13 protein-coding genes are annotated in these 17,943 nt (G+C 62.1%); 3 read left to right on the top strand and 10 right to left on the bottom strand.

Annotated features, from left to right (window positions below):
* Positions 1–1,096: 1,096 nt before the first annotated feature.
* From pheT to ACTU46_RS12155, 8 genes are all read right to left on the bottom strand, one after another.
* On the bottom strand, positions 1,097–3,601 hold the full coding sequence (gene pheT, locus ACTU46_RS12120; protein ID WP_443382031.1) for a phenylalanine--tRNA ligase subunit beta: 2,505 nt from the start codon (positions 3,599–3,601) through the stop codon (positions 1,097–1,099).
* 32 nt (positions 3,602–3,633) lie between these two features.
* A complete protein-coding gene (pheS, locus tag ACTU46_RS12125) occupies positions 3,634–4,692 on the bottom strand; it encodes a phenylalanine--tRNA ligase subunit alpha (protein WP_443382033.1) in 1,059 nt (352 codons plus the stop codon).
* Positions 4,693–4,865: 173 nt separating this feature from the next.
* Entirely contained in the window at positions 4,866–5,720 is an 855-nt protein-coding gene (locus ACTU46_RS12130; protein ID WP_443382035.1) for a TrmH family RNA methyltransferase, read from the bottom strand.
* Positions 5,721–5,869: 149 nt separating this feature from the next.
* Positions 5,870–6,367, bottom strand: a complete 498-nt coding sequence (locus ACTU46_RS12135) for an NINE protein (protein WP_443382037.1) — start codon at positions 6,365–6,367, stop codon at positions 5,870–5,872.
* A 419-nt stretch (positions 6,368–6,786) separates the two neighbouring features.
* Positions 6,787–7,170, bottom strand: a complete 384-nt coding sequence (gene rplT / locus ACTU46_RS12140) for a 50S ribosomal protein L20 (protein WP_443382039.1) — start codon at positions 7,168–7,170, stop codon at positions 6,787–6,789.
* A gap of 52 nt (positions 7,171–7,222) precedes the next feature.
* Positions 7,223–7,417, bottom strand: coding sequence for a 50S ribosomal protein L35 (gene rpmI / locus ACTU46_RS12145; RefSeq protein WP_040085755.1), 195 nt, complete (start codon positions 7,415–7,417; stop codon positions 7,223–7,225).
* Positions 7,418–7,453: 36 nt separating this feature from the next.
* Positions 7,454–7,975 carry a translation initiation factor IF-3 gene (infC, locus tag ACTU46_RS12150; protein WP_443382143.1) on the bottom strand — a complete coding sequence of 174 codons (522 nt, stop codon included), beginning with the start codon at positions 7,973–7,975 and terminating at the stop codon, positions 7,454–7,456.
* 310 nt (positions 7,976–8,285) lie between these two features.
* A complete protein-coding gene (locus ACTU46_RS12155) occupies positions 8,286–9,104 on the bottom strand; it encodes a hypothetical protein (RefSeq protein ID WP_443382041.1) in 819 nt (272 codons plus the stop codon).
* Between the two features lie 90 nt (positions 9,105–9,194).
* On the opposite strand from ACTU46_RS12155, the gene ACTU46_RS12160 reads away from it, so the two are divergent.
* Complete coding sequence (locus tag ACTU46_RS12160) at positions 9,195–11,174, top strand: hypothetical protein (protein ID WP_443382043.1); 1,980 nt, start codon at positions 9,195–9,197, stop codon at positions 11,172–11,174.
* 230 nt (positions 11,175–11,404) lie between these two features.
* Here ACTU46_RS12160 and ACTU46_RS12165 read toward each other — a convergent pair whose 3' ends face one another.
* Both ACTU46_RS12165 and uvrA read right to left on the bottom strand, forming a co-directional pair.
* Positions 11,405–12,571, bottom strand: coding sequence for a nucleotide sugar dehydrogenase (locus ACTU46_RS12165; RefSeq protein ID WP_443382045.1), 1,167 nt, complete (start codon positions 12,569–12,571; stop codon positions 11,405–11,407).
* Positions 12,572–13,278: 707 nt separating this feature from the next.
* Positions 13,279–16,158 carry an excinuclease ABC subunit UvrA gene (gene uvrA / locus ACTU46_RS12170; RefSeq protein WP_443382047.1) on the bottom strand — a complete coding sequence of 960 codons (2,880 nt, stop codon included), beginning with the start codon at positions 16,156–16,158 and terminating at the stop codon, positions 13,279–13,281.
* Positions 16,159–16,301: 143 nt separating this feature from the next.
* Here uvrA and ACTU46_RS12175 point away from each other — a divergent pair, with 143 nt between their 5' ends.
* Positions 16,302–16,904 carry an MBL fold metallo-hydrolase gene (locus ACTU46_RS12175; protein ID WP_443382049.1) on the top strand — a complete coding sequence of 201 codons (603 nt, stop codon included), beginning with the start codon at positions 16,302–16,304 and terminating at the stop codon, positions 16,902–16,904.
* 95 nt (positions 16,905–16,999) lie between these two features.
* Positions 17,000–17,923 carry a DoxX family membrane protein gene (locus tag ACTU46_RS12180; RefSeq protein ID WP_443382051.1) on the top strand — a complete coding sequence of 308 codons (924 nt, stop codon included), beginning with the start codon at positions 17,000–17,002 and terminating at the stop codon, positions 17,921–17,923.
* Positions 17,924–17,943: the final 20 nt, after the last annotated feature.

Consider the following 17,943-nt stretch of genomic DNA (forward strand, 5'->3'; position numbering starts at 1 on the left):
CACCGGAATGCAGGTACTTCGTGATTCTCCCGGGCCGATTGATCCCGGACCGGTGGAGAATGTCACAGTTATTCGGGTGGAGATCAACGCGGCGAGATAGTCGAGGATGAATCGTGGTGCGGCAGGCACGAGTACTCCTGGATTACTACGCTTTCCTGATCGAATCCGATCTCCGAGACCTCGTGTCTGTGCCCGTTCAGAACCCCTTGTCAAACCTTGTTCTCCGCGCGATCCCCTATTACCCTTTTCTGATTGACGTCCAAGAGCGACTGACTACTGGCAGCCACTTAACCTTTCCGGATGCGCAGGGTCAGCTCCCCTGCCACGGTGCGGATTGTCTGCTCATGGATACGCCCCACAGCCTCCCCCATGAAGCAGCGGTAATTCTCGCTGTCTCCCAGCTAATGGCCTGAACCCGGCTCGTCGGCGGTTCGCATAACATCGGCTGAGAGAACACCGTAATGGCAGGGTCGAAGGATCCCACTGGCACTATCTGTGCCGATCTCCGCAACTCTGATTTACGGGCATTCTGGTCAATTGGTCCAGGGTGGGATCAGCCTTCAGTCGGAGCCGGTAATTTCAACCCCAGACCCCCAGATACCCCAGAGCTTTCGTCTCCGTCCGCGTTCCATCTCGCCGGGAACATCCGTCGATGCCAAAAGGCCCGACGGCCGCTTTGTCTTCTCCCAAGAAGCTTCGGCCCTGAAAATCTTCCATAGTGACGTGTACGGCGCCAGTCAGGGCACTGATTCCACTTTCGCTATGAATTACTCCGGTGGCAGCAAACTGGGCTGATCTTCTTGGTCGTGGCTCCTACCATCACGGGCGCAAGGCAGAGCATAAACATACGGAGCTCTACAGCGCACGCCCCGAAGTGAGTAGAACCTGCTGCTTAAGGCGCCACCCACCCATCGCAGTCAAGGAGCTGACCTGGATCAAAGCGGAGATTGAGGCGACGGGCCCAGCGCCAGCCCTACCATCGAGTCAGGATCCCCTAGAAGTTCCTGAGCTGCCGGGCACCTGAGATAGGTCGACCCGGATCCCTCCCCCACTGGGGAAGAAATCCGGGTCATTCAATCATTGCGCAGTCTTAAAGCTAAGCCCGCATCTCAGCGGCAAAAGCCTCCTTGGCCAGTTCAGCGGCCTTGAGGCGGGCTTGGCTGGCCTCCTCATCGGTCAGCGTGCGATCGGTGGCCCGGAAAAGCAGGGAGAAAGCCAGGGATTTCTTGCCCTCGCCCAGCTGCTCCGAGCGGTAGACGTCGAAGAGCTCGACAGATTCCAGGAGTTCACCGGCGCCTTCTGCAACGATCTTGCGGACGGTTTCGGCAGGTACGGACTCCTCGACGACCAGGGCAATGTCCTGGTGCAGGGCCGGGAAGGCCGAGAGCACCGGGGCCGGCAGGGATTCCTGCATCGGCAGTGCGCTGATATTCAGCTCCATGGCACAGGTACGCGCCGGCAACTCGAGTGCCTCGAGTACCTGGGGGTGGAGCTCACCGGCATGGCCGACCACCTGGCCGTCGACAAGCAGTGCCGCGCAGCGGCCGGGGTGCCAGGGCAGGTGCTCCGCGTTGGCTACCTCAAGCTCCACATCGGCGGCGCGGGCCACGATGCGGGCGGACTCAATGGCATCGGCGAAGGTGTAGGCCCGGCTCTGCCCGCCGGGGCCGGCCAGCTCCAGATCTCCGGTTCCGACGGTGGCCACGTAGAGCGGCTGGACCGGCAGGGTCGCCAGGAGTTCGGTGACGGTGGCATCATCGGGACGCTGGGCCACCGAAGGCATCGGGGACGTGGCGCCACGGTCGAAGGAGACCTGCTGCAGGCCGAAGAGCGTGACGTCCTTGAGTCCGCGGGCGACATTGCGGCCCAGGGAATCCAGCATCGAGGGCAGCAGCGTGGTGCCCAGGATGGAATGGTCGGACTCCAGCGGGTTCTGTACCTTGACCACCTTGCGGCGTTCATCATCGGCGGCTAAGCCCCAGACATCGAAGGTGTCATCGGCAATGAAGGGGGTCGGGAGGATCTCGGCGTAACCGTTATAGGCCAGGGCATGACCGAGGGCACGGCGACGCTTCTGCGCCGGGTTCAGGCCACGGCCACCGACCGGGGTCGGCAGGATGGTCGGAATGGCTTCCAAGCCCTCCAACCGCAGCACCTCCTCCACCAGATCTGCGGACATGCTCATGTCATTTCGCCAGGTCGGTGGGGTGACCTTCAGGGTCTCCCCGGAAACGACGACGGTGCAGCCGACCTCTTCGAGGCGGGCGACCACGGTCTCGGTGGAATACTCCACACCGGCCAGCTTGGATGGGTGGGAGGCGGCCATGGTGATGGTCGGCATCGCCGGGATCTCACCGATCAGGGTGCGACCGGCCTCGATGGTACCGCCGGCGATCTCGACCAGCAGGGTAGCGGCGAAGTCCAGGGATACCTCGACGATCGCCGGGTCCACGCCGCGCTCGAAGCGGCGGGAGGACTCGGAGCTGAGCCTGTGGCGGCGCGAGGTGCGGGCCACGGTGATCGGATCCCAGGTAGCTGCCTCAAAGTAGACATCAGTGGTCTCCCCAGAGATCTCTGAGGTCACCCCGCCCATGACACCCGCCATGGACTGGATACCCTGCTCATCACAGATGACCACATCCTCGGCGTTCAGCTCACGCTTGACGTGATCCAAGGACTCGAACTTCTCCCCCGCCACGGCGTTGCGCACGGTCAATCCACCGGAAATCTTGGCGGCATCGAAGGCGTGCATCGGCTGACCCAGCAGCAGCATGACATAGTTCGTCACATCGGTGGCAGCGTTGACCGGCCGCTGGCCCGAGAGCATGAGCTCACGCTGCAGCCAGTAGGGGGACTCCGCGAGTGGATCAATTCCGGTGACCTTGCGCAGGCCGAAGCGGATCGCCTTGGTCGCATCACGTAGGTCGACCTCAAGCAGCGGACCAGAAACCGCCGGGACCTTGAGCTCCAGGCCGGCGACAGCGGTCTCCTGAGCCGGATCGGTGTAGTTCAGGTTGAAGGCCGAGGCCACCTCGCGGGTCAAACCACGCGCGGAGAGCGCATAGCCGCGGTCCGGGGTGACATTGACATCAAAGACGGTGTCTTCCAGGCCGATCAGCGTGCGGGCATCGTCCCCGGGCTGACCGTAGTCCTCGGCCAGGGTGATGATGCCGGAGGTCTGCTTGTCGGTCAGGCCCAATTCTGCCGCCGAGCAGATCATGCCGGCAGACATGCGGCCGTAGGTCTCGCGGGCGGCGATGGCGAAATCACCGGGGAGAACGGCGCCGGGCAGACACACCACGACAAGGTCGCCCTCGGCGAAGTTCCTGGCGCCACAGACGATGGACTGCAGCTCGCCCGTGCCGTTGGCATCGCCGACATTGACGTGGCAGTGGCGGATCGGCTTCTTGAAGCCGCTCAGCTCCTCGATGCTCTCCACCCGGCCGAGCACCAACGGGCCGGTGGTCTCGGGGATGGTCTCGAACCCTTCGGTCTCGAAGCCGACGCGAACATAACCGGTGTCCAGCTCCTGCGCGGAGACGGCCCAGTCAGGGTTGGCGTGCCGCAGCAGTCCCGTCACCCAATTCTGTGCAATGTGCATGGTGATTCTTCTCCTTAAATGCGAGTGGGTTGCTAGGCGCGAACGCCGAAGGGCAGGGTGAAACGGACGTCACCCTCGACCATGTCGCGCATGTCGGACAGACCATTGCGGAACTGCAGGGTCCGCTCCAAGCCCATGCCGAAGGCGAATCCGGTGTATTCCTCGGGGTCAACGCCGACAGCGGTGAGCACGTTGGGGTTGACCATGCCGCAGCCACCCCACTCGATCCAGCCGGCGCCGCCCTGTTTGTTCGGGAACCAGACGTCCACTTCGGCGGAGGGCTCCGTGAAGGGGAAGTAGTTCGAACGCATCCGGGTCTTGGTCTCCGGGCCGAAGAGCGTCTTGGCCAGGTGATCCAGGGTGCCACGCAGATGTGCCATGGTCAGTCCCTTGTCCACGGCCAGGCCCTCAATCTGATGGAAGACCGGGGTGTGGGTGGCGTCGAGCTCATCGGTGCGGAACACGCGGCCCGGGCAGGCGATGTAGAGCGGAACATCACGGGCGAGCATGGTGCGGACCTGTACCGGGGAGGTGTGGGTGCGCAGCACCTGGCCGGAACCTGCTGTGCCGATGTGGAAGGTGTCCTGCAGGGTGCGGGCCGGGTGGTCCGGCAGGAAGTTCAGGGCATCGAAGTTGAAGTACTCAGCCTCCGCCTCTGGGCCGTCAGCGATCTCCCAGCCCATGCCGACGAAGATGTCCGAGATCTGTTCGCTCAGCGTGGTGATCGGGTGCAGCGCACCGGTCTGGCGACGGGTGGTGGACACCGTGACGTCAACCCGCTCCGCACGCAGGGACTCCTCAAGGTGCTTGGCCTCCAGGACCACCTTCACCTCGGAAAAATGCTTCTCGACGCGGCCACGTGCCATGTTCACCAGGCGGCCGGCGTCCTTGCGCTGTGCCTTGGGAATGGTGCCCAGGGCACGACGGGCCTGCGGGATCGGGGCAGACTCGCCCAGATGTGCCCGGCGAGCCTCCTCCAGGTCCGCGAGGTTGGCGGCCGCATCAAAGGCGGCCAGGGCCTGCTCGGCGGCGCCGTTGAGCCCCTCCTCGGTCAATTCGATTCCGGGGTTCTCAGACTTGTTCTCAGACACCGTGTCTTTTCCGACCCTTCACTACTCGATTATTCCCACTCTTGACCCGATCATCATACCCACCGCCCCGGACACCCGGTTTTATCACCACCACCTGCGTGGCAACCGGGCTCCCAGAACTCAGGCACCGAGCGGAATAATGTCCGTTCGGTGCCTGGGTGATCAACGCAGCATTACTCCGCCTGTGCAGCTTCTTTCGCCGCTTGTGCAGCTTCTGCCGCCGCACTCTGGATGCGAGAGGACTCATAGAGACAGATCGAGGCTGCGGTGGCCAGGTTGAGTGACTCCGCGCGACCCCGGATCGGAATTCTCACCCGGTAGTCTGCCTTGGCCAGCAGCTCATCGCCCAGTCCGTGGGCTTCATTGCCGAATAGCCAGGCGGTGGGCTGTGCGAGCAGCTCCTCAGCATCATCAAGATCCACTTCGCCGTCAGCGGCGGTGGCCAGAATGTTCAGCCCCTTGGAGCGCAGCTGCCCGAGAACATCATCGATATTGGTCTGCCGGGCCACCGGGATGTGGAAGAGCGATCCGGCGGAAGCCCGGGACACCTTGCCGCCCAGCGGATCCACGGTCTCACCGGCGAAGACCACAGCGTCGGCCCCCATGGCATCTGAGACCCGGATCAGAGTGCCAGCGTTGCCCGGCTCCGAGGTGGCCACTGGGACGCTGACCAGCTTCGGACGGCCCTTCAGGGCCTTGCCCACGGTCCAGAGCACCGGCTCGCAGGTGGCGAAAATTCCGGTGGTGGTGACCGTATCGCTGAGGTGGCTCGCTGCCTTCTCGGTGATCGGGTGCACGTAGACACCCATGTGGCCGGCGGTGATGAGAATTTCATCGAAGCGCTCGGCAGCTGACTCGGTGACGAAGACATCCTTCGCCGCTCCGGTAGCAACTGCTGCCTCGACACTGTTCTCACCCTCGACGAGGAAGACTCCGGCCTTCTTTCGGGCGGCGGCGCGGTGTAGCTTGGCGGCGTTGACGATGCGCGGGGTGCGCTCGGTGAAGGCTTCGGTGAAATCCAGATTCATGCCTTCAGGATAGCCCCCAGGGCCGGCCGCTCCGGCGGCAGGGGCGGGGCACTCCCCCGGCAAAGTCTGAGGGACCTGCCCACGGACCATCCGGGGTGCTCCACCGCGATCGTCGATAAGCGCTGTCCGAGGGGCCCTTGGATTCCGACCTACTTGAGCGGAACTCCGCGGGAATCTGACCGGTAGGAACCGCTACGGACCAGAATCATGATGAGCTCGACCAGCACCCAGATACCCAGAATGCTCAGCAACGGAAGGCCGATGACCGCACCGAAGAAGGTGGCGGTCAGCAACCAGCCGATGATGTTCATGGCGAGCTGGGCCACACCCCGAACGGTGTAGCCGAGATAGAAGTTGTGGACGCCGAGGCCACCCAGGAAGAACGCCAGCACCGCAGTGAGAACCCAGGACTTCTGCTCAACATGGGCGGGCATCTGCTGACCGTAGGAGTTGACGGGACCGCCGACAAAACCCTGCGGCTGGCCGTACGCTGGCTGGGCATATGGCTGCTGGTTATATGCCGGCTGACTATAAGGTTGCTGCGCATAGCCCGGCTGCGGGGACGGGTAGCCCTGGTTGAAGGGCTGGCCGCCGGTGATGGGCAGGCCATCCTGGTTGTACTGCTGGTTTCCGTACTGGTTGCTCATAAATAGTCCTTTCCGGCTGGGTTTTCACCCGTCGGTTGCTGTTGAGTTTTCACTACTCTCACACTCCGGTGAGGCCTCCAACAGCTCAGAGGCCAGACTCAGAATCTACTTAACTCTGCCTTATCAAGCCCTTGGCTTCAAGTAGAAGTGATAGCAGGCACATCACCCGCCCAGGCATTGTTCCGAAGGGCTCGCAGGGGCCTGACGGGTAGGTCTCGAGGATCGGCCAGATTGCATCTCTGGAGAGGTCATTGGGCCGATCCTCGAGACCTACCCGTCATTCCCGGTTCCGGAACCTCGGGAGGCATCCCCCACCACACCCTAGAAACCTCAACCGAACAGAAAAACACCATGTGTTCCGGTTTCCCGGTCACATGGTGTCTTCTGAAAGATCTCGAACGCCGTAGCGAACTGGAGTCTTAGGCAGCCTTAGGAGCGTTAACGTCCTCCGGCAGGGCAGCCTTGGCTGCCTCGCAGATGGTGGAGAAGGTTGCGAAATCGTTGACAGCAAGCTCGGCGAGGATCTTGCGGTCCACCTCGATCCCAGCAAGGCGCAGGCCCTGGATGAGACGGTTGTAGGTGATGTCGTTCATACGGGCTGCAGCGTTGATGCGCTGGATCCACAGCTTACGGAACTCGTTCTTGCGAGCGCGACGGTCCCGGTAAGCGTAGGTCATGGAGTGCAGCCACTGCTCTTTTGCCTTACGGTAAAGGCGAGAGCGCTGGCCGCGGTAGCCCTTGGCGGACTTTAGAATTTCACGACGCTTCTTCTGGGCGTTAACTGACCGCTTGACACGTGCCACGGTGATACTTCCTTAAAACGTTGGTGGTGGGTTGGTGGGGCAAGCGGCTTTATTAAGCCTTGCCCAGAAGACGCTTCATGCGCTTGACGTCGGCCGGAGCGACATCGACGGTGCCCTTGAGACGACGGGTACGGGTGGAAGGCTTGCCCTCGAGCAGGTGACGACGACCTGCTTGCTCGCGACGAAGCTTGCCGGAGCCGGTGATCTTCACGCGCTTGGCGGTACCCTTGTGGGTCTTCTGCTTCATGAGAATTAAGTCCTTAATCCCTGTAGTAGTTAAATTTTACTTCTTGCCTTTGCGCACCGGACCGAGAACCATGGTCATGTTGCGGCCGTCCTGCTTTGCCCGGGTTTCGACGATGCCGTACTCGGCGACGTCATTGCCCAGACGCTCCAGGAGGCGGTAACCGAGCTCCGGGCGCGACTGCTCGCGGCCACGGAACATGATGGTCACCTTGACCTTGGATCCCTTCTCCAGGAACCGGATCACGTTACTCTTTTTCGTCTCATAATCGTGCTGGTCGATCTTGGGACGGAACTTTTGCTCCTTGACGACAGTCTGCTGCTGGTTCTTTCGGGACTCGCGGGCCTTCTGAGCCTGCTCGTACTTGAACTTTCCGAAGTCCATGATCTTGGCGACCGGCGGCTTCGCGTCAGGTGCGACCTCAACCAGGTCGAGATCTGCGTCGTATGCGAGCTTGCGGGCGTCGTCGGTGCGGACAATGCCAACCTGCTCACCATTCGGTCCGACCAGACGGACCTCGGGGACTCGGATTCGCTCATTAATGCGAGCTTCAGCGCTGATGTGTACTCCTCAAGTAGCGGGATAAGATTCACGTACCTCATCACAAGGGAGGACTCCACAGAAAAATCCCGCACACCTCAAGGTGCACGGGAGATCCCATCTATGCCGGTCAACTGAATCAACCAGACCATTGGGTCTGATAACTCAACTACTGGCTTTGACCTGTGTCCAACCGATTCACACCGGCGGCTCAAGGTGGGAAGATCTCCTCTTGCTGCCCAGGCGATAATGGAGAGAATGCCCAGGCGGTAGTGACCCACACTTTAACATCCCCGCTGTTGATTCACAAAATCGCCACTCAGAACGGGTCTCAATCCTGCGGCCCGGGCCGCAGATCGTGCCGGTGTTCGAGCACTACCGTGGCGCCTTCCCCGCCTTCGCAGGTGAAGGACCCCTGCCCCACCGGACGGCAGTTCATCTGATAGCTTTCACCGGTCACCGGGCTGATGGCCTGCACCTGCTGGACACTGGTCGTGCCGGCGTTGGGTTTCATGGCGATGGCGACGTTTTCAGCGAAGGGACAGCTGGTGGCCCCACTGGCCTGGAAAATCCGCCAGTTCACATTTGCCGCACACTGTGTCGCCGAAGAAGGCGCCTCAAACACCTCCACCGGGGGCACAGTGGCTGAAGCCCGGGGCACGGTAGCTGAAGCTGGGACCTCTGTTGCCGATGAAGTGGTCGGAGCTGCCGGCTCGGTTGTTTTCGGAGAGGTCGTTTCCGCGGTGCTCGAGGGGGCCGGGCTCGCGGCTGAGGTGGGCGTCGATACGCGGCTTTCCACGGTGGCGGCTGGGACGTTGGGCAAGGGGGCAGGCGCACTGCTGAGCGGTGGAGCCGGGGCGGGAGGCTGCGCGGCCTGTACCTCCTCCGTTCCGCGGGACATCAGGTCCTCGGCGGCACCGGAGAATCCGATGAATTTGCCATAGAGCACGGCGGTAGACAGGACGATGACCCCAAGCAGGAGGATGAGCAGTGCGATGCTGCGACTGGCCCCGGCCCGAGCGCCCACTGCCTGCGCTTTTGGGCTCTGATCCCAGGGATTGGGTGGCGAGGCCACCGAGTATCGGAACCGAGCATCGGAGGTCTCTGGCCCCTGCAGCTCATCCTCCGGAAAATTCTGGTTCATCGGCATACCGCGATTCTAATGAATATCATCTCGATTCTGAAAAGATGTCCACGGATGTGGCCCAGACCGGTGGTTTTCGCGCTAGCGTCCTGAATTATGAGTAAGGAAAATATCAGCAGTCTGGAGTTGCGCACCGCTCTTGCCAAACTGTCTGCCGCCGAACATGCCATCGCAGATGTCCGCCGCACGCTGGAGACGCTCGAGACGCTGCAGGCAGCTCCGGCTGAACCCCGCTTATCTGCGCCCCCACCCATCCAGCCCCCTTCCGGGGGCTGGCCCGCCCCGACGCCGACGCCGGCGGTGGCTTCGGCAGCAGACGGTGGCATCCCGGTGCGCCCCTGGCCCACTCCCTACCCTGGAAATAGACCGGAGCCTCCACCTCCTCGGCGCATCTCCAGCCGCCCGCCGTTGACCTTGGAGCAGAAGGTGGTGCGCGGAATTGCCATCGGTGGTGCCCTGATCACCGTCATCGGAGTGGGGTTGCTCATCGCACTGGCCATCCAGAACGGTTGGCTCGGTCCGCTGGGAAGAGTCCTCGGAACGGCCATCTTTGGCGCGGCCCTGCTGGGTATCGGCTTGTGGCTGAGCACCCGGAAAAATGAGGCCACCACTGGTGTCACCGCCCTGATCACCACGTCCTACCTGGTCTTTTCACTCTTGGTGGTGGCCCTGGTGCACTGGCTGGAATGGTGGCCGGAGCTCATCGGTGCACTGGTGCTGATCCTGATCCACATTTGCTACCTGGCGCAATCCCGAAAACTTGACCTGGTCTGGATCTCCTATGCGGTGGCGGTGGTGGGCGGTTTCCTGGCAATGGCCAACTTCCAGCCGGAGCCCGTGACCTGGCCGATCCTGGTGCTACCGCTGCTCAGCCTGGCCGCGACTCTTCGTTCCGGGTGGCACTGGACCCGGTTGATCGCCTCGGTGACGATTGTTGTGCTGCACCTATTCCTCCTCGACCCCTGGTCGGGGGGCCTGACCGCCTTTGCAGCTGGCCTGGCTGCGGTGTCCGCGCTCGCCCTGGCGGCGGCCAATGTCCTGGACCCGCTTCCGGAAGAGGACACCCGGAGCGCTACTAGTTCCCGGTGGGCGATGGCTGCGGAAACCACGTCCTGGAACCATTCCCTGGTTCAGCTGGCACTCGCCACCGTGCTCCTGGCGGTCCTCGCATTCACTGCGCCGGATACCCTGTGGAGCTGGCTGACTCCTGTGGTCTCCGCAGGATTCATCCTCTTCGGAGTGCAGTTGAAGGATCGGGCCACCACCCTGGTGGGCCTGTGTGCCCTACCGCTGAGCTTCCTGCCGCTGTGGTGGAATCCGCCGACCATGGCCGAAGCGCTGCGTTCCTGGGGTGCTTCCCCGGTGCTGGCGGTCTTCCTCGTCATCGCGATCGGCATGGTCTGGTGGATGTCGACGAAGAACACCTTCGGTGCGGCCCCCTGGGCCGCCTGGCTATTCGCCCTCCTGCTGATGACCGGTGGGTGGGGCTTTGATGTGGTCGCGAAAACCCCGCTGTGGTTGACCGGTACCCCGGCCCTGGTGCTCACCCTCCTGCTGGCGGCGTTGATCGCCCGGGTACTGATGAGCGCCGGTTCCTTCACCATCTTCGACACCTGGCAGCAGGTGCTCGGCGGGGTGGCTGCGCTCTTCCTGTCCATGCTGGTGATCGTCACGCTGGCCACCTATCTCGGCGAGCTGCTCGGTGGAAACGAGGGTATGTGGCTCGGATATCTCATCGGCCATGCGGTCATCTCGATCATCTGGATGGTGCTGGCCGCCTGGATGCTGCTGGCGCATACCTCGCTCAGTGATCGCACCAGCCTCGGCATCGGTGTGATCCTGGCTTCGGCGGCCTCGCTGAAGCTGGTCTTCTTCGACCTCAGTGCCCTTGATGGGGTGCCACGGGTCAGCGCCTTCCTGGTCTGTGGTGTGGCACTGCTGGTGATCGCCACCATGCGCAGTCGACGCTCCCCGGCGTTGACAGGTGACCCCTCAACGGCTCCGGTTGCACCCCAGAACCAGCCGACCGGGACTACCCCTCCGACTCCCCCGCAGCAGCTGGACCCCGGGGCTTAGGGCCCGCGAAACTCAAGCCACGGGACCCGGTGGACTGTCCTCACTCTTGACCGGGGCACGAGATGGTGTCGCTTCCCTCTCGCTCCTTCGGATCAATGAACTTCCCCTGGACCGAGCCAGGGCGGGTAGCAACCTACACGAAGTTCATTCAGCCGCCCCGATGGGGTGCGATCAACTCGTTGTTGGCCGGTTCTCTGGGATTGCCCGGCCAACCCAGTGGCACCGGCCGACTAATCCCGCTGGAATAGATCGCGTGTGTAGACCTTGGTTGCTACCTCATCCAATTCCTTGGTGGGACGGTTTGCCACTATCACATCGCAACGCTCCTTGAATTCTTCGAGGTCGCGGACAACTTCAGAATTGAAGAACTCGTCCTGATCGAGGTTCGGTTCATAGATGACCACCGGGATCCCCTTGGCCTTAAGGCGCTTCATGATTCCCTGGATCGAAGATGACCGGAAGTTATCGGAACCCGATTTCATGACGAGCCGATAGATTCCGACGATCTTCGGATCGCGGCGCAAAATATCTTCGGCGATGAAGTCTTTCCTCGTGGTATTTGCATCCACCACAGCTGAGATGAGGTTCTGGGGAACATCGCTGTAGTTCGCGAGTAGCTGCTTCGTATCCTTCGGCAAGCAGTAGCCGCCGTATCCGAACGACGGGTTGTTGTAGTGTGTTCCGATCCGGGAATCGAGGCCCACTCCCTCAATAATATGCTTGGTATCCAGACCACGGACAGCGGCATAGGTGTCGAGTTCGTTGAAATAGGCCACGCGAAGTGCCAGGTAGGTATTGGCGAATAATTTGATGGCCTCCGCCTCGGTGGAATTCGTCAGAAGAATCGGAACGTTGTCCTCTTCAGCTCCTTCGAGGAGAAGCTCCGCGAACTTCTGCCCCACTTCGGTTCGGTCGCCAACGACGATCCTTGAGGGATGGAGATTGTCGAAGAGCGCTCTGCCCTCGCGAAGGAACTCCGGGGAAAAAATGATCGTTGCATCTGGGTGGAGCGACTGCAGGTCTTCGGTATAGCCAACAGGGACCGTGGACTTCACCACAATATTTGCCTCAGGGTTAATGCTGAGAACTGTGGTGATGACATCCTCGACACTCGAGGTGTTGAAGAAATTGGTGGTGGGATCGTAGTCAGTCGGCGTCGCAACAATGACGAATTCGGCCTCCGCGTAACCCTCCTGCGGGTTTGTCGTTGCCCTCAGGTTTGACGGTTTGGTTGCCAGGTACTCATCAAGATCAGCATCTTGAATTGGGGATTCGAAGCGGTTCACTGAATCCACCCGCGATTGATCAATATCGACTGCGAAAACACTATGGTGCTTCGAGAGCAAAGCGGCATTTGAGATGCCTACATAACCTAGACCAGCTACAGCAATTTTCAAGGGACTCAAGGCCTCCACTCATCAATTTGGGTTCCGCAGAACAACTACACAGAAGCTCGGGGCTCGCCCGATCAAAGTGCCGCACAGGCGGCCTTCCGGAGTTTACCTCCTGGGGCACCTGGTATCGCGCCAGTTGTGGTGGCAGTTCAGGCGGAAACGAATCTCTCGCCCTTGATCTCGCCCTTGATCTCGCCATGGATCTCGCCATGGCTCTTCGGCGCACCATGGAGTGAGATGTCGACTGAACAGGGCTTCCTTCACGCTCCACCAGATCAGGATTGGTGTTTCGAGGCCCACGCAGAAGAGGAACCTCAGCGCAGTGAGTGCTTCTGATCTGAGCAACCGGGACAAGATCACCACCGTCAGCGCCCTCAGCCAGCCTCGATGATCATGCGGCCGAAAGTCCCCTTTTCCCTGGATAACGGTGCTCCCGAGAACACTGTGCCGACCCCGGAGCTCAACACGCATCGGACCCCCGCCAGAAACGGTGTGGCCGATCGCCACACGGTTCGTCGATACCGATGGTGCTGGACCCGCCACGATCAGCTGGCCGAAGCCACCGGGGCCCCCAGGTCATCTACGTTGTTCACCACCGCTGAGGAAGAGAAGCCTCACGTTGAGCAGTGTTCCCCCTGCACCGGGTCACTCGATCAAGGAAATCCAGCCGGTATTCCGGCAAAGCGCGAGGAGCGCCACCCCACCTCACCTCAGACAGAAGCTACGGCAGTCCCCGAGCGTGCCAGGACCTCCTTGAGGAACTGCCCGGTGTAGGAACCGGCAACCTCGGCGACCTGTTCCGGGGTGCCCTCCGCGACGATGGTGCCGCCACCGGAACCGCCCTCTGGCCCCATGTCCACCACCCAGTCAGCGGCCTTGATGACATCAAGGTTGTGCTCGATGACCAGGACCGAGTTGCCCTTGTCCACCAGGCCCTGGATGACCAGCATCAGTTTCCGGATGTCCTCGAAGTGCAGGCCGGTGGTCGGCTCATCGAGGATGTAGATGGTGCGTCCGTTGGAACGCTTCTGCAGCTCAGCGGCGAGCTTGACGCGCTGCGCCTCACCACCGGAGAGCGTGGTGGCCGCCTGTCCCAGGCGGACATAGCCGAGTCCGACGTCAACAAGCGTCGCCAGGTAGCGGTGGATTGAGGTGATCGGTTCGAAGAAGGTCGAGGCCTCGGAGATGGGCATATCCAGTACCTCGTGGATGTTCTTGCCCTTGTACTTCACCTCGAGGGTCTCCCGGTTGTATCGGGCACCGCCGCAGACTTCACAGGGAACGTAGACATCCGGGAGGAAGTTCATCTCGATCTTCAGGGTGCCGTCACCGCGGCAGGCTTCACAGCGGCCGCCCTTGACGTTGAAGGAGAAGCGTCCGGCCTTGTAGCCACGCACCTTGGCTTCGGTGGTTTCAGCGAAGAGGTTGCGGATCTTGTCGAACACACCGGTGTAGGTCGCCGGGTTGGAGCGCGGGGTACGCCCGATCGGTGACTGATCGACCTGGACCAGCTTGTCCAGATGCTCCAGGCCTTCAACCCGCTTGGCGCGACCGGGGACCTGGCGGGCCCGGTTGAGGGTGTTGGCCAGCTGCTTGGACAGGATCTGGTTGATCAGGGTGGACTTACCGGAACCGGAGACCCCGGTGATGCAGGTGAGCACACCCAGCGGCAGGGTGACATCGATATCGCGGAGGTTGTTCTCCCGGGCGCCGACCACCTTGAGCACTCGCTCCGGATCAATCTCGCGGCGGGTATCGGGGACCCCGAGGGTGCGGCGGCCGGAGAGATAGTCACCGGTCAGGGAGTTCTCGGCTTCCAGGAGCCCCTTAGGCTCACCCTGGTAGACCACTTCACCGCCGAATTCGCCGGCCCGGGGGCCGATGTCGACCAGCCAGTCGGCAGCCTTGATGGTGTCCTCGTCATGCTCGACGACGATCAGGGTGTTACCGATATCGCGCAGCTTCTCGAGGGTGGTGATCAGCCGCTTGTTGTCGCGCTGATGCAGCCCGATGGAGGGCTCGTCAAGGACGTAGAGCACTCCGGCCAGGCCGGAACCGATCTGGGTGGCCAGTCGGATGCGCTGGGCCTCGCCGCCGGAGAGCGTGCCGGCGGCCCGGTTGAGGGTCAGATAGGACAGTCCCACATCATTGAGGAAGCGCAGCCGTGCCTGAATCTCCTTGAGCACGGCACCGGCGATGACCTGCTCGCGGTGGCCCAGCTTCAGGCTGTCCAGGAAATCGGCGGCCTTCTCGATGGAGAGATCGGTCAGCCCGGCGATGGAGAGCTCACCCTCGGAACCGGAGTCCAGGCGCACGGCCAGGATCTCCGGCTTGAGGCGGCTGCCCTGACAGGTCGGGCAGGCCACTTCGCGGGTGTAGGCGAGGAAACGCTCCTTGGCCTTCTCTGATTCGGCTTCCTCCAGCTTGCGGTCGATCCAGCCCATCACTCCCTCGAAGGGGGCGGTCCAGCTGCGAACCCGGCCGTAGCGGTTCTTGTAGCGGACGCTGACCTCCTTCTTGGTGCCGTAGACCAGGGCTTTCTTCTGGACTGCGGTCAGCGAGGAATAGGAGGCATCGGGTTCAAAGTCCAGGGCTGTGGCCAGACCCTCGATGAGTTTTTCGAAGTAGCCGTGGTTCGGGCTGGAATTCCAGGGCTGCACCGAGGCGGTGACCGGGGCATCCGGATCCGGGATGATCAGGTCGATGTCGACCTCGGTGCGGGTGCCCAGCCCATCACAGGTGGGGCAGGCGCCATAGGGCGAGTTGAAGGAGAAGGCGCGCGGCTCAAGCTCGTCGATGGCCAGGGTGTGGCCGTTCGGGCAGGAGATCTTCTCCGAGAAGCGGCGCACCCGCTGGGGATCATCCGCAGGCAGGTCGATGAACTCCAGCACCACCACACCATCGGCGATACCGAGCGCGGTTTCCACGGAGTCGGTCAGTCGCTGCTTCTGGGTCTCCTTGACCTGGAGGCGGTCGACGACGACATCAATGTCATGCTTGATCTGCTTCTCCAGCTTCGGCGGATCGGCGAGCTGGTGCACCTGTCCGTCGACCCGGACGCGGGAATAGCCCTGGGATGCCAGGTCAGCGAAGAGGTCAACGAACTCCCCCTTGCGGGTGCGCACCACCGGGGCCAGGACCTGAAATTTCAGCCCCTCCGCCAGCTGCATGACCTGATCGACGATCTGCTGTGGGGTCTGACGTTCCACCCGGGCGTCACAGACTGGGCAGTGCGCGGTCCCGGCGCGGGAATAGAGCAGTCGCAGATAGTCATAGACCTCGGTGATGGTGCCCACAGTGGAACGCGGGTTGCGGTTGGTCGACTTCTGGTCGATCGCCACCGCGGGGGACAGTCCTTCAATGAAGTCCACATCCGGCTTGTCCATCTGCCCCAGGAAGAGACGCGCATAGCTGGAGAGCGATTCGACGTAGCGGCGCTGCCCTTCAGCGAAGATCGTGTCAAAGGCGAGGGAGGATTTACCGGAGCCGGAGAGGCCGGTGAACACCACCAGGGAATCACGGGGCACGTCGACGTCGACGCCCTTGAGGTTGTGTTCACGTGCTCCACGCACAATGAGACGATCAGCCACGGCAGGATCCAACCTTTCTGAGGGAATGTACAGCGGAAAACCTAGTCGAACATATCAACGATTGGGAGGGTTCCGCTACTCACCACAGCCTATCCCTGCCAATCCCCTCGCCGGATGTCTGCGGCGTCGGTACGCTGGGTCACATGAGCAATGAACTCTCCCTGCACCAGGTCTCCGTCTCCGAGATGGACAACAACTGCTACCTTCTCGCCGCTGGCGAGGAAGGACTGCTTATCGACGCCGCGGCTGACGCTCCAGCTCTGCTGAAGCTCGCCGAGGAGGCCGGTGTGAAGATCACCGCCGTGCTGACCACCCATCGCCACGCTGACCACGTCCGCGCTCTCAAGGAGGTCCTCGACGCCACCGGAGCCACCCATTACGGTTCTTTCCTCGACTCCCCTGCCCTTCCGGTGGCCCCGGACGTGGACCTGCAGGAAGGCGATGTCCTGCCCTTCGCCGGCCATGAGTTCCCGGTGAGCATCTTGCGGGGTCACACCCCGGGCGGTGCGGCCATTGCCGTGGAGATTGACGGGATGCCCCACCTCTTCGTCGGCGACAGCCTCTTCCCCGGGGGATTGGGCAAAACCTCCAGCGAGGGAGATTTCATCCGGCTCTACAATGACGTGAAGTCCCGGCTCTTTGAGGTGCACCCGGATGAGGCCGTGGTCCACCCCGGACACGGCAAGGACACCACCCTCGGCGCAGAACGTCCGCACCTGGATGAGTGGTTCCAGCGTCGCTGGTAAGCGGTGCTCTTTGTGGATCACCACTCGTGGTGGCCTCAAAGTCGTTAGAATTGAAAAGATATAAGGCAGCTAATTCATTTAAAGGAGCAAAATTTATGATCCGTAAAGTCGCCCGACCGATGCTCGCCTCTGTCTATGTGCTTGACGGTGCGGACACCCTCTTGAACACCGATGCGCATGTCGAGGGCACCGAGGTTCTCCTCAAGCGCGTCCGCTCCGTCCTGCCCCGCCGTTACGCCAAGCGTCTGCCCCGCGATCCGGAGTTGGTTGCCCGTGCCGTCGGTGGCTCCAAGGTCGGCGCCGGTGCTCTGCTGGCGCTGGGCAAGGCCCCGCGTCTGGCTGCTTCCACGCTGGCGATCCTGACCGTCCCGACGATCCTCGCCCGCCACGCGTTCTGGGAGACCCAGGACAAGGATGAGAAGCAGGCCCGCCGCAATGGATTCATCACCAACGTTGCGCTGCTGGGTGGCCTCGCAATCACCAGCGTGGATACCGCCGGCAAGCCGGGCCTGAAGTGGCGTGCCTCCAAGGCCGCCGAGACCGCCAACAAGAAGGTTCACGCTGCGCTGCCCACCAAGTCCGAGTCCGAGAAGACCGCCGAGAACCTGAGCGGCACCGCCCGCGACTGGATCGATGAGGCTTCCACCAAGGTCACTGACTACGCCGATAAGGCGCAGGGCTACTACGAGGAAAACAAGGAAGACTGGCTGACCACGGCGCAGGCTGGCGTGCACAAGGTCTCCGATTCGGTGTCCGATTACGCACATAAGGCACAGGACTACTGGAGCGAGAACAAGGATGACTGGCTCACCCGCGCCCAGGACAATGCCAAGACCGCTAAGACGGGTGTGGTCAAGGCCGCTGCCAAGGCTCAGGACCGTGCCGACTTCGCTCTGGCCCAGGCCGAGGATGCCAGTGGTCGCGCCAAGAAGCGTGCCGATAAGAAAGCCACCCAGCTCCAGGTCCAGGCTGACAAGGTTATTTCGCTCGCCCAGAACAAGCTCGAGGGCAAGTTCTAGCTTCCGGATCTGACACTTCT

The sequence above is a fragment of the Corynebacterium sp. A21 genome (assembly GCF_052266655.1).
In the GTDB taxonomy this organism is placed as follows: Bacteria; Actinomycetota; Actinomycetes; order Mycobacteriales; family Mycobacteriaceae; genus Corynebacterium.